Origin of the sequence: Convivina praedatoris, from assembly GCF_933208495.1 — a bacterium.
GTDB lineage: Bacteria > Bacillota > Bacilli > Lactobacillales > Lactobacillaceae > Convivina > Convivina praedatoris.
This window is the reverse complement of the sequence record NZ_CAKOET010000010.1, coordinates 1-13,151: the sequence shown is the minus strand read 5'-3', so window position 1 is coordinate 13,151 and position 13,151 is coordinate 1. Positions and strand designations below refer to the sequence as shown.

Sequence of the window (13,151 nt, the reverse complement as noted above, 5' to 3'; positions counted from 1 at the left end):
TAAGAAAGACCCTACTGGGGTCTTTTTTTGTTGGATAAGGTGTACAGTAAAATGGAAAAAATTTTGGCGGAGTACATATTTTGAAAACAAAGGTATTATTAATTATTTGGGGCCTAATTATTGTTGGCTTAGCCAGCTATAGTTTGCTCGATTTTGACCAACAGCAGGTCAATAATTTTCGAATTGCGCCTAATATGATCTACTCTGGGCAGATGAAGGATCAGTATTTTAGTGGCCACGGGGTCCTAACTTTAAAAGATGGCTCTGAGTACAAAGGTGATTTTAAAAAGGGACGTTTTGATGGGCAAGGGCAGTACAAAGCTGCGGCTGGTTGGCAATATAACGGAGAATTTGTTGACGGTAAAGCTGATGGTCGCGGAGAGCTAACTTTGGCTAATCACAAGGTTTATCGGGGAACTTTCAAAGATGGGAGTTTTCAAAAATGAGAATTAAATGGTTTAGTTTGGTCCGAATTACCGGGTTAATCATGGTTTTGGCTTATCATTTTTATCCTAAACAAGTTACTGGCGGTTTTGTCGGGGTAGATTTATTCTTTGTTTTTTCTGGATTTTTAATTACCAGTTTAATGATTGATGAATTTGCTAAACAGAGTCATTTTGATTTATTAGCCTTTTATCGCCGACGATTTAATCGCATTGTGCCGCCTTTGTGGTTTTCAGTTACGCTGGTACTGCCATTATCATTACTAATTAATCGTGACTTTTTAACCAATATTGGTAAACAGGTTGCGGCAGCATTTGGTTTTGTCACCAATTACTATGAAATATTAACGGGTGGGAACTACGAAAATCAGTTTACGCCCCATCTTTTTGTGCATACTTGGACTTTGGCCTTGGAAATGCATTTTTATATCTTATGGGGTTTGCTAGTTTGGTTTTTGGTTCAGTATGTTAAGCGATCACGTTTTAATCGTATTGATCGTACCGACTTATTGCGCTTGCGAATTGGTCAGTTATCGGCAGTCTTTATTTTGATTCAGCTAGCGGTTATTTATTTACAAATACAGCAAGGAATCAATCTAAATGTTATTTATTTTGCAGATGTAACGCACGCCTTTCCCTTCTTTATCGGGGCATTAGTGGCCAGTTTGACAGGAATTCGACAGCTACCTAATTACTTTAAACATGTTTTGGGCCGTACGTCGGCTGGGGGAGCGATGACGGGAATGTTACTGGGGCTAGCCTTACTTGCTGGTTTAACGGCCTTACTAAAGTTTGACCAACCCATTACCTATCAGTGGGGCTTTTTGTTAGCTAGTCTGGGCGCTGCACTCATGATTGTGAGTGCTCGGATTTTGCACGATAAAACGCCTAGTATTGAAGAACCACGACTAATTACTTTCTTAGCCGATACTAGTTATAGTGTCTATTTGTATCACTGGCCCTTGATTATTATTTTTGGCCATTTGATTAACCATGATTTGGCAGTTTTGTTAACGATTAGTCTGTCATTAGCCTTGTCGGCGCTCTCCTACTATGTCATTGAACCAATGCTCACTCATCCGAAAATAAAACCTTTTTGGCATCGAAGTGCTTTAGCTTTGATGACAATTTTGGCGGGAATTACATTTGTTATTTGCTGGCAGGCACCTAAATTGTCGAATTTGAGCCAACATTTATGGCAGGGAAATCTCCAGCAAGATGTTGATCAGTTGCATAGTTTGGCTGATAATACCGCGACCCAAACTGGCCATAATCGTCAGATTCCTAAAGGAATCAGTGTGATTGGTGATAGCGTTACCTTGGGGACACGAACCTATTTGGCTACCCATTTGGTTGATAGTAGCATTGATGCCCAACCGAATCGGAATATGACTCAAGCCAATCAAGTTCTTGAGGAGCAGATACGTAATAAGACTTTACGTCAAAATGTCATTATTTGTATTGGTACCAATTCTCTAAATGACTACCAGGAACAGTTGATGAAATTAATTCAGACTTTGCCAAAGGGGCACCGTTTGATTTTGATGACGCCTTTTGATGGGCAGGCCAACGCTGGTTGGAATTCTTCGAAGTTAACCGTTTTGGAGAGGACTTTGCCCGATAAATATCCCTTCATTACGATTGCGGATTGGAATCGTTTAGCTGGGCAACATCGGGAAATTTTTGGTAGTGGGGATGGTACTCATTTTGCTGGAAATGCTGATGGAGATAAGCTCTATGCGCAATGCTTAAATGATGCGCTAGCTAAGGCTGAAAAAGGTCCGGTTAAAAATAAATAAAAAATAGTTCTGCCTTAGGGCAGAACTATTTTTTATTTAATCGACATGACGCCATTTTTTATCTAGTAGGAAGCGAGCCACAAAGAGGCCAAAGGGCAAGAACAGCATGATAATAGCAGCCCGAATTAGCCAGGTAGCCCCAACACTAATATTGTTTAAGCCTAGATTGAAAATACCACGGTAAATGTAGAGTCCGGGTACCATAATCACAATAGCGGGGACTGTTAGGGCTATACGAGGATAGCTCGTCTTTTTGTTTATAATCGAGGCTAGGAGTCCAGCAATCAAAGCCCCAATAAAGGCAGCAGCGGCGGGTGGCATTTGTGCTAAATCAACTAATTCTAGTCGAGTCGTGTTGGCAATTGCCCCGATAATACCGGCTGTGATGGACATCTTTTGACGACTGTTAAACATCATTGAGAAACCGTAAACTCCAGCAAAGGAAGCCAGTAGCCGCAAGCCCATTAGGGTTAGAGGTGTAAGCCCCAAGGGGATGAAATCAGCTGGTTTGAGCTGTACTAACATAGCCACTAACCACCCGACTAGGGTGGCCGAAAGGGTTACTAAGAGGGCAAAGGTTAGCCGTTCTAAACCGGAACGCATGTCCGATTTAGAAATATCCAACATTGAGGTGATAAATGGGAATCCTGGAATGACAAAGAGCATGGCTCCAATATAACCGGCTTCATGGCCTTGCGCAATTGGGACTACCAGCCCTAGTAAATGAAAAACCAAAAAATAGGTTAAACAGGCGACCGCTACGGCCAAAGAAGTATTGACCACGGTGGTAATGTGGTGGTCAATTAGTTTGCGACGGGTGTAGTTTCCTAGGGTAGCGCCAAAGAAGCAACCGAGCATTTCAATCCAACCGCCACCAAGTAAAAAGATAAAGCCAGCACAGGCAATTCCGGCAGCTAGACCGACTTGGGGAGCCGAATAGTTGCCTGATCGATGTTGAATAATATCCAAGGTTTGGTGGATACTTTCAGCACTTTGGTCAGCGTACAGTTGGGCAAAGTGGTTCACAAAGTGTTCGAGGGCAGTTAATTTATCGGTATTTACCCCGGTACTGGCTAGAGCTAAGTTTTGGGTATAGCTGTCGACACCGTCAAAACAGGTAAAAGTTAGCGTGGTTAGGCCGATATCGGCGGCACACGTCACACCGAGTGAAGTAGCGATGATGTTCATGGCATCGCGTACCCGCCAAGATCCGGTACCACAAGATAGCAGGAGAATACCAGTCCGACCGACAATCGAAGCCCGAACTTGTAGGCTGCTTTGACGAGCGGGTCCACTGGCGCCGTGGATAAATTTTTGCCATTGGACAGTCATATGATGATGCAATTGAGCTGGATTATTGCTGTCTCGTTGGGCTGCTTGGGTGATTGAATTGGTCATGAGTGTTCCCCCAGAATGTTTAAAAATAAGTCATTTTAGAATAGTTATTCACATTGATAATGATAAGGGTCGTGGGTGAGGAGTGCAAATAAGTTGTAAATTGTTATGGGATATGGGAGAAAGGTAACATTGTTATTAGTTAACTAAAATTAGAATGAGTAATATCATAAAAAACTTTCCTATTAGTTACCGATATCAATTCGTAATTTTAACTTTTTATTAGAATCTAATAAAAACGTTTGAAAGCGTTTACAATGTCGTTTTGACAGTGTTAGAATGAATCCGATATTAGGGAAATTAATTATTCAGGGAGGATGTTATGTTTTCGTTTTTAAAACCAGCACCAGATGCAACGACTAAGGTGCCACAAGATAAAATTGCTAGCAGTTATCGAATACATCAAATCGGTGTGCTCGCTTCTATAATGATTGGTTATATTGGCTATTATGTTATTCGCTTAATTTTTACTACTGAGCAAAATGACATTATGAAAAGCTATCATTTTTCTACAGCTCAAGTTGGAATTATAATGTCTTGTTTTGGAATTGGGTACGGAATTTCAAAATTATTTATGGGTGCTTTAAGTGATAAAAGTAACCCCAATCACTATTTATCTGCTGGATTAATTGCCTCAGCTATCTTAAATATTGGGCTAGGATCCACACGAAATTTTTACGTGATGGTATTTTTAATGTTAGTTATGTCGATTGCCCAAGGTATGGGGGCAGCGGCCTGTCAACGAACCGTACAGTTATGGTGGGGTAAAAAGTGGCGCGGTACAGTGTATTCAATTTGGTCTTCAGCACATAATGCGGGAGCCTTTGTCTGTGTTGCGGTCGTGCAGTTAGCGGTTTACTTATTCTCGGGGTCTATTTCAGCGGTATTTTATAGTGCCTCAGCAGTAGCTTTTTTGATTGCAATATTTATTTTGTTTGCGGGGTCGGATCGTCCTACTTCTGTTGGATTGCCAAGTATTAGTGAGTATACTGGGGATGAAGTTATTGTTGGCGATGGTGAAGTTGTTGATGATGAAGTAACTGATTTGACTTTGTCACAAATTTTTGTTCAATATATTTTAAAAAATAAAATTGTGTGGGCTGTTACCTTAACCTCTATGTCTTTATATTTGGTACGATATGGTGTTATGAGTTGGATTCCTAGTTACTTGGTTCATTCAAAGGGATTTGATCCTAGCTTGGCTAAATGGCTAGTAGGTGTTTTTGAACTGGCATCTGTCCCGGGTGTGATTATTATTGGTGCAGTCTCGGATATATTAAAAGATCGTCGTGAAGTTGTTTGTATTGGTTGTGTGTTAGGATTGCTTGTATGTTTAACCACCTATTTCTTTAGTACTAGTCATGTATTGATTATCACAGTGTTGTTTATTATGGGAACATTGATATATGCGCCACTGACTCTGGTTGGATTGATTGTTAATGAGGCGGTTCCGAAGTTCGCAGTAGGATCATCTACGGGATTTATGGGCTTTTTTCAATATCTTTTTGGTGAAGTGTTAGCTACAGCCTTGATTGGTATTTTAGTAGCTCACTATGGCTGGGTAGCAAGTAATATCGTGTTATATTCAGCAGCTGGATTAGCATTAATTCTGTTAGTTTATATTGTTATTGAAAAACGATTGGTGGTAATGAAAGTTAAAAATTAAAGTTGTTCTCAATAACTACAATAAAAAGGATTTTTCATAGAGAAGAGTCCTTTTTATTTAGCCATGCTATTCTCATTTTCAAAAACTTCTTGAGCAATCCGAATCGCATTTAATACCCTGGGAAAGCCAACATAGAGAAGGCAATGGATAAAGGCTTCCAAGATTTCTGCTTCAGTCCAGCCAACGTTTAGCGACCCTTGAATATGAATTTTTAATTGACCAGCGGTATCACCTTGAGTTAGCAATGAGGTGATGGTGATTATTTCGCGCTTTTTCATGCTGAGAATGCTACGTTCATCGGCCTCTGCGAATGCTAGGAGTGTTTTTCGTCTAAAATTGACGCTATTTTGGATGAACAGGAACAGCTTTTACTGGATAATCAAAGAGAAATTCAGAACCATATTGATTTTTTAAATGATAAAAAGGAATATTATCGTCAGTTGTTAGATCAGCTATATGGACAAAAGGAGTAACTAGTACTAGTTACTCCTTTTTTATGGGGCAAATGTAATTTTTTGTTGAGTAAAAATGAATAGTACTCCGTAAGATATGGGGTAGCGTAAGTTAATGAAGTTAGGAGGAAACATTCGTGATAAGTGATGATGAAATTTTGCGACGAATTGACGAACGCAATCACCAGCGTAAAAAAAGATGGTTGCTGGCATTATCAGTGGTTTTTGTTGTTTTTTTAGTAAGCGTTGGAATTGGAGTCAAAATCGTGAGTGATAAGCAACAAGCTGAGCGGGTTGAACACACCAAGATGGTCAAAATAGTCGAGGAGCATAAGGGGGAGATTGAGGAGTGGGTACGTGAGGATGATAAACATAATTTTGTTAAAAAAATTACGATAGATTCATCTCGTACTAAGCACAATCCTATGGGGGGCGTGGACTTTTATGGCTATGTAAATGGGGATGAAAGTCTTGGATTTAATGGGACAATTGGGAAAGGTTCTAGCGGAATTCATGTTGATAGTATGGGGTTTCGGAAGAAATTGTCGGATAATTTCGCACTTCCTTCAACTGAAGAATAAAGAGTTTTATGAATAAAAGCATAAAAAAGTGGGAGGTAACAAATAGTGCAGTGGGGTAATTTAAATGACGAAGAAAAAGTAGAATTTGCTAAACAGGAATACGCTGAAGCTTACCTTATTGGGGATCCAGTTTTGTTAAAAACAAAGAATACTGGTCGTAAAAATGTCGGCTACGTCTCCAAAGCCATCCACGACCCCATCACCAGTCTTGATGCTTATGTTGTAACCGATGTGCAATTACCGAAAAATCCTAGTCCCAGTCAGCTACAATCCGTGAAGCAAGTGGCGATTTTATATCAAGGTTCTAAACAATTATACGGAGACTGGTACGGTGCGGATAGTAGTATCGCTATGCAAACACCACTATTAGGTATCCCGCAATCAATGCAGGCTGTTACCGTTATGCAAGACAGTCTGAAAGACTATCCACAAGCTGATTTGTATGTATATGCTCATTCGCTGGGAGCTGCTAATGCCACCAATGCCTTGGGGTGCCTGCAGGGGAAACAACAAGAGCGTTTGGTAGAGGCGAATTTATATGAGGGGCCGGCTGTTTGGCATCTATTGAACTATGCCCAGCAAAAAAATCTGGGCCAGTTGAAGTCTAAAATTTTAAATCATATGGATTTAAAAGATTTGATTTCAGTCAGTGGCTATAGTCCTTATACGGATCCTGATAAAGTAGCCGGCATTTTGATTTATGTTGATAGTCCTAATCTCCATGATGTTGGGCAACAACATATGTGGGGTGGCTATCGCTATGATGAACAGGGAAACCTACTATTGGATGAGCAGTTAATGAAAACTGCCTCTAAGCAGTTAGCTGTCCGTCACCGGCAGGCTTATTTATTGGCTCGAGCTAAGGGCGGAACGGTGGCCTTGGAATACGAAGCTGCGACCCGTTATTGTGATTTTTTGGGCCGACAGATTACTCAACTAAAAGAATTAAAGAAAATTAATAGTCAAATTGAATCCACTTTGGTTAAAGACCATAGTGAAACGAAAAGGAGAATGTATGGAATCCCTAATATTAACGCTGAAGATATTGAGCATTGTGATGACACTTATCGGCTAAAACCACAATACCACTACTCACCAACGGCGGTTTTAACTAGCCAACGGGAATTAGACGGTGGTATTCAAGCTTTTATTAATTTGAAAAATAAAATCTTAAATACAGCCGACCAGCGGGTATTACAAGATCAACAGGATCGTCAACAATTTTGTTTAACGGAGTAAATAACCAATGAATAACTATTTAATTGGAAATATGGAAAATGTTGCCATAATGGGTCTAAAAGCAGCCCATGAAGCCGCTAAAGTGGCCTTGAAATTTGCTTTTTGTGGTGAAATTCATGCTCGATATCATTTAGATACTCAAGGGTGGCAACGATCAGTTCCTTTAATTGCTCAGGAGCTTCGACAAAGCCAAGGCAGTCCGGATAGTACTGGTTTTAAAGGTGCGACGCATAAAGCTATTCAACGGGAATATCATCGTATTTTAGACAACATGCAACACATTGAAGACGGTGTACAATCCATTCAGCCCTAGGAGAGCCAATGCGTGAATTTTTACAACATCAAGAAAATTTGACAGCAGACTTTCATTTTAAACAAAAGCAGATTGAAACCGGTCTGGAGCAACTACATCAAGTTCAAACTAAGTTGCATCAACAAATTGATGCCATCGTTGATTACTGTCATTATTTACATAGTCATTCGGTTGGGCTTGAATTAAGGACGTTATTTCCAGAAATTGAATCAGTCGAACAAGCTGCTCGTCAAGATTTTCGTCAAATTGAATGCAATTTACAAACGGGTTTACAAAGGATTCGTCAAGATTACCGGTTAAAATCCAATCGGTTGGAAGAAAATTATGGATATATGTAAAAAACCTACCTAAGTAGGTTTTTTATAATTCACCTCGAGCAGTATGATCTGCTTGTTCAGCGATGGCGATGGCTTCATCCTGATCCAACCAAGCCTTGTCATAAGACAGTTTTTCATTGGGACGGATAGGTGTGACTTGACTGACATACCATTCCAGCACTTTGGGTTTCAAGTAAATCTGTAGTTCATCCCACCCGAATTTCTGATGGGTTTCTTTGGCAATTAATGCGTGGAGAATCATATGCTCGATAACGTCAGCATATACTAATTGGTCTTTTTTCTGTGCAGTAAAGGGAACATGTAAGTCAATAATTGATTTGGCATCATTCAAACGTAAGTAATGGTTGGCGCGGATATGGTGGCAAAAGATTCCTTCGTCACTGCGGTCAACATTGCCATTGACTGGTTTATCAATCGTACCAGCTTGAAAGGCAGAATATGATGCTTGCTGGAAATAGTCATCTTGGGCAGAATCATATTTTGTTAATAAAGTATTAACAGCCGTCTCGTAAGTTTGTGATAATAGGTCGCGATAAGCTCTGAATTTTTCAGTCATGTATAAACCTTCTTTATCTATATTCTAGTGACAATCATACAGCAATTAAGTATTGCAGGAATGATATTTGAAACCATGGGGAGCTATTAATATAAAATTGGTTACTTTATCTGGTTATTTTGCTTTTATTGGCGGCAGGGACAGCTATCATTTTAAAACAAGTAGCTTATATTGAAATTCAAATTAATAATATCGGTTTATTTTCTTTGCCTAACTGTGGGGGGATCTTATTCATAGTACCCATTAGACAGAGGGTATAGGTATAGAAACAAAAAATAGAAGGGCGATGATGAATCGCTCTTCTATTTTTTATGTTCTGAAAATAAATCTAAATTTTGAATGATTTGATCTAGCTGTTGTTTGAAATCATCTAATTTAGCTTGATCATCTTCTGCCATTGGGCCAGCGATAATTTTGGCTATTTCAGCTTGTCGTTGGGTAAGGGAGTCTTTGATTTTTTGAACCTGTTTGGTAACATCTTTTTCGACATTATGTTCTTCTTCTTGGAGGAGGCGGTTATATTCTCCCTCTAATACCTTTTTGTCTTTTAAATCACTCATAGATTACTAATTCCTTTAACAATTTTACTAATTCTGGGTTATTTTTCACTATTTGATGGGCTTGGTGAACTAACTCATCGGCAAAGGATAAGACAATATTCATTTCTTGCCGAAGTTCTTGACTCAAAGCAGCCGTTTGATCTAAATTTACCATCGGTTGAGCATTTGTGTTCGTTAAATCAGGAAATTGTCCACTGCTTATTAATTGGTGAAGATTATTTTTAAAGGATAGTAGCACGCTAATTTGTTGTGCGCGATCATTTAGCCGTTTGGGAGCTAAACGTATCAGGCGAATTAAATCGTTCATATCACGGGTGATATCAGTTTGCATTTTATATGCAGTCAATAGGAGCGAAATAGCAATGAGATATTGACGTTGTTGACCCTGAACTTGTTTAGATTTTAAAGCCGTTAGGATAGCCTCTTGAGTTGGCAGTTGTTTAAGTGCCTCAGTATTAAATTGAGCAAAGAAAGCAGTTTGTCCGGTGGATGTAAAGTCATATGAATCTAGATAATGGCCATTTAACAGTAAGTTAACAGTTGGGTCATCTGATTTGATGGAACTATATTCTTGAGCAATGATTGATCGTCCCAGGGGTTGAGCGCTTTGCCAGTTGGCTATCCAATCTTGACTATGATAATAGTTTATATATTGGTCAGGATGTTTATTAATGTATTCAATTTGACTAATTGTTAAGCGGTCACGAGGATCGGCACTGGAAAAGGTGATGACTGGTAAATGATGTCTAGCTCCCAAATACAGCGCTAAAGCCCCACCCAAAGAATGGGCAGTAATACCTTTGATATCAGTTGATTTTAGTCCTATTTTTTTAATTAAATGAGTCCAAAATCGGTCGACTACGTTGAATTGACTTTTAGATTGGGCATAATCTTGATCGCCACTACCGGCAGTGTTGAGTTTTTCTCGCGCTTGACGTATTTGGGTAGCATCGGTATATAAATCGCGGGGGTCATTAGGATTGGTACCCGCAAAACTAATGTAAATTTGATGGGAATCAAAATCATTGCTTAACTTTGGCATAATAGCCATGCCCTGAAAGCCGGTCAAGGAATCGTCTAATGCATAAACAATTTTATATTGTAGATTAGTGTGGTTAACAGTCTGTCCCTTGTGTAGGCTGTGATCTTTATATTCCTTTTGGTCTAAATAGTAGACATCGGTACAGATTAGAGCGTACTGATAATCGGTTAGATTGTGCATGTCATTTTTCCTTAAGACTGGGTGAATATTTTTCGTAGTTATTCTATGTAAAAAAGAAATTAATTATTAGCTGATTTTCAATAGTACCAATGTTTATTTTATAAGATGGTATGTTTTTTTTGAACATTAAAATTTATGATTAATCACCCGATAAAATTCCTTTACAATACAGTAGTTTATCTCTTCTTTTTAGTTTAAAATCTACTTATAACAAACTTTGGAAAAATCCAAATGATTGTGTGCAGGAAAGGGAATATTTTATATGAAATCAAATCGTTTGATGAGTGATAATTTAGTTAAAACTCACTTTAAAATGTATAAGTCCGGAAAGCTTTGGTTAGTTTCTGGAATGAGTATTTTGGCCCTTGGTTTGGGCACAACTTCTGCGGTGGCTGACGAAACAAAGGCCAGTGATAATAATGCTTCTCAGGCATCGTCAGATGAACAGCAGCCATCTTTTACTCAAAAGCAAGCGGTGCTAACGACTGACCAGCAGAATAGTCAAAGTTCTCAAGCACAAGTTGATGAGAGTACGATTGCCTCGAACAGGTTTAGTATGTCCAAATCCTCGAGCCAATCGATTAGTAAAAGTTCAGTAACTTCTACTAGCGAATCTAAAAGTGTCAGCGAGTCGGAGTCAGCTAGCCTCTCTTTGAATCAAAGTGAATCAACTGTTGATCTATCAAAAAAGCAGCAGGATAGCCAGTCCATTGTAGCACCTGAATCAATGTCACAACTCAGCAACTCCCTGTTATCGGCCTCAGTTAATTCTGGAGTTGTTAATTTGGTGAGCACTGAAGTAATCAATGACACGGCTACCAAAACAGAAACAGATTCACAGACATTGCAGATACAGAGTACTAGTAATGTTGAATCACAGACGGTTCAAAAGGTTCAAACACTGGGGCAAGTGCTGGAAAATAGTCCTTTATCAGCACCCGTTATACCTGAGTTAGCTTTGGCTAATCGAGTAACAAAGAAACAGGTAGCGGACACGCAAACTGTTGGACAAGATAGTGATTCTACAGCACCAGCTATAGCAACTTCAGACTTACTTACCCGAGATGCGGTTGAAAATGATATATCTGATCGTGCAGCCAGTTCTGCTCCAGATGAGAATTTTACTTGGATAGGTGGTGATGGAGCAGCTAGGAGCAAATGGAGCAGTAGCAAAAGTACTAAATTAGATGAGAACACCGGCGATTTATTGGCCAAGGAAATTGAATTAACCTATGAGGGCGTTCAATATAATTCACAAACTGGTAAATACGATGTGACTTTTAATTATGGAACACCTGTTGTGCAAAATAACGGTGTAAAACGCTATATGGTCTTCAAATTCGAACTTAGTGATTCCATTGCCCAAAAAACGAGCAATATTGTGGCGAATTTCGAAAAAACGGATCATACTTTAGAAAAGAATGGCAATACTTATAGTATTCAATTCCCAGTAAAGAGCCAGGTCGGTGGTAGTACAACGGTGACTGTATCTCTAGACCCAGTTAGACTCACTCAAGGGGACTGGATTAGCGGATACATGGAAAGTAATACCACATATGGTGGGGGTGGCACACATGCAGTTCGCCCAGCGTTTAGTGCAGTTCGTAATCTAACGTATAATACCGCCACTAAAACAGGTGAAGTTTTTGGTGTGAGTTTAAATAAAGATCTGCTGAATAAGATTCAAACGAACGCTTATCCCCAAATTGATAATTTGATTAATTTGGAGAAATCTGATAAAGATGACTTTAATAAGCAAATTAAAGCTGTTAACATTAACCAAGATTTTTCTGCTGTAATTAAAGGGATTGTTCAACATGCTCAAGATACTGATTTGAGCATGTTAAATGCTGCAAAAGATAGTTCAATCGGGATAATCAATAAATTACCTGATTTAACTAGTGATGAGAAAAAGGCCTATATTAGTAGTGTTCAACAACAGACGAATAAACGTAACACAGCGCCGATTTCAGATGCTGCCACTCTCCAAAGCTTAAAAAATGGATTGGTTAATAAATTAAGCGAATACGGAAAGACTTCGACTACCGCTATTTCAGCGTTAAGGGGTCTTACATCTGATCAAATTAATTCTGCCAATAAGCAGATTAATGAAATTGTTACTAATCAAATTAGTAATATTAAAAAAGCTGCCAATTCTAACGATGCACAAAGCTTATCTATTAGTGGTCAACAAAACATTGCTGACATTGTTAAGCAACAGCAACAAATTAGTGATAAATTTATCGCCGCTGCGCAAAAGGCTATCACTGATGAATCCGCTAAGGTTAAGCTGGACATCGCCAAGGATGTCACCTTAACAGATGGTGAAAAGAAGGCTCAGCAGAACAACGTTGATGCCGAAGCGAAGAAGGCTACGGATGCCATTGATACGGCACAAAATGCTACGGCTATTCAAGCTGCTAAGAATACTGGTGTGGGCAATATTGATAAGCAACACAAACCTGGTCATGCGCTAGATGATCAAAAGAATGATGCTAAGCAGGCTATTGAAACGGCTAAGCAGGCAGCAATTGATAAGATCAATAACGATAAGACGTTGACGGATGCCGCGAAGCAGGCTCAACGC

Annotated in this window: 13 protein-coding genes and 1 pseudogene; 9 read left to right on the top strand and 5 right to left on the bottom strand. The window is 39.3% G+C overall.

Features of this window, described 5'->3' with window-relative positions; genetic code table 11:
- Nucleotides 1–80 precede the first annotated feature (80 nt).
- On the top strand, nucleotides 81–446 hold the full coding sequence (locus tag M4974_RS07545) for an MORN repeat-containing protein (RefSeq protein ID WP_248706837.1): 366 nt from the start codon (nucleotides 81–83) through the stop codon (nucleotides 444–446).
- Entirely contained in the window at nucleotides 443–2,242 is a 1,800-nt protein-coding gene (locus tag M4974_RS07540; protein WP_248706836.1) for an acyltransferase family protein, read from the top strand. The genes M4974_RS07545 and M4974_RS07540 overlap by 4 nt, the downstream gene beginning before the upstream one ends.
- Before the next feature lie 36 nt (nucleotides 2,243–2,278).
- Here the strand turns inward: M4974_RS07540 and M4974_RS07535 are convergent, their stop codons facing one another.
- Nucleotides 2,279–3,640, bottom strand: a complete 1,362-nt coding sequence (locus M4974_RS07535; protein WP_371831398.1) for a threonine/serine exporter family protein — start codon at nucleotides 3,638–3,640, stop codon at nucleotides 2,279–2,281.
- Nucleotides 3,641–3,959: 319 nt separating this feature from the next.
- Between M4974_RS07535 and M4974_RS07530 the strand changes: the two genes are divergently transcribed.
- Nucleotides 3,960–5,303, top strand: a complete 1,344-nt coding sequence (locus M4974_RS07530) for an MFS transporter (RefSeq protein WP_248706835.1) — start codon at nucleotides 3,960–3,962, stop codon at nucleotides 5,301–5,303.
- A gap of 53 nt (nucleotides 5,304–5,356) precedes the next feature.
- Here the strand turns inward: M4974_RS07530 and M4974_RS07525 are convergent.
- A pseudogene (locus tag M4974_RS07525) lies at nucleotides 5,357–5,617 on the bottom strand (carboxymuconolactone decarboxylase family protein); the annotation flags it as partial.
- Between the two features lie 33 nt (nucleotides 5,618–5,650).
- Between M4974_RS07525 and M4974_RS07895 the strand changes: the two are divergent.
- The 5 genes from M4974_RS07895 to M4974_RS07505 all read left to right on the top strand — a co-directional run bounded on the left by M4974_RS07895 (nucleotide 5,651) and on the right by M4974_RS07505 (nucleotide 8,226).
- A complete protein-coding gene (locus M4974_RS07895) occupies nucleotides 5,651–5,776 on the top strand; it encodes a hypothetical protein (RefSeq protein ID WP_256465628.1) in 126 nt (41 codons plus the stop codon).
- Between the two features lie 116 nt (nucleotides 5,777–5,892).
- Entirely contained in the window at nucleotides 5,893–6,336 is a 444-nt protein-coding gene (locus M4974_RS07520) for a DUF1310 family protein (protein WP_248706834.1), read from the top strand.
- Nucleotides 6,337–6,381: 45 nt separating this feature from the next.
- Entirely contained in the window at nucleotides 6,382–7,575 is a 1,194-nt protein-coding gene (locus M4974_RS07515; RefSeq protein WP_248706833.1) for a hypothetical protein, read from the top strand.
- Nucleotides 7,576–7,582: 7 nt separating this feature from the next.
- Nucleotides 7,583–7,888: a hypothetical protein gene (locus M4974_RS07510; RefSeq protein ID WP_248706832.1), complete on the top strand. Its 306-nt coding sequence runs from the start codon at nucleotides 7,583–7,585 to the stop codon at nucleotides 7,886–7,888.
- An 8-nt stretch (nucleotides 7,889–7,896) separates the two neighbouring features.
- The gene (locus M4974_RS07505) at nucleotides 7,897–8,226 is read left to right on the top strand and encodes a hypothetical protein (protein ID WP_248706831.1); all 330 of its coding nucleotides are present in this window, start codon (nucleotides 7,897–7,899) and stop codon (nucleotides 8,224–8,226) included.
- A 22-nt stretch (nucleotides 8,227–8,248) separates the two neighbouring features.
- Here M4974_RS07505 and M4974_RS07500 read toward each other — a convergent pair whose 3' ends face one another.
- From M4974_RS07500 to M4974_RS07490, 3 genes are all read right to left on the bottom strand, one after another.
- The gene (locus M4974_RS07500; RefSeq protein ID WP_248706830.1) at nucleotides 8,249–8,782 is read right to left on the bottom strand and encodes a hypothetical protein; all 534 of its coding nucleotides are present in this window, start codon (nucleotides 8,780–8,782) and stop codon (nucleotides 8,249–8,251) included.
- 302 nt (nucleotides 8,783–9,084) lie between these two features.
- The gene (locus M4974_RS07495; protein ID WP_248706829.1) at nucleotides 9,085–9,342 is read right to left on the bottom strand and encodes a hypothetical protein; all 258 of its coding nucleotides are present in this window, start codon (nucleotides 9,340–9,342) and stop codon (nucleotides 9,085–9,087) included.
- On the bottom strand, nucleotides 9,335–10,564 hold the full coding sequence (locus M4974_RS07490; protein WP_248706828.1) for an alpha/beta hydrolase family protein: 1,230 nt from the start codon (nucleotides 10,562–10,564) through the stop codon (nucleotides 9,335–9,337). Before M4974_RS07490 ends, M4974_RS07495 begins: the two co-directional genes overlap by 8 nt.
- Before the next feature lie 262 nt (nucleotides 10,565–10,826).
- Here M4974_RS07490 and M4974_RS07485 point away from each other — a divergent pair.
- Nucleotides 10,827–13,151: KxYKxGKxW signal peptide domain-containing protein (locus M4974_RS07485; protein ID WP_248706827.1), on the top strand; the 2,325-nt coding region annotated here is incomplete at its 3' end.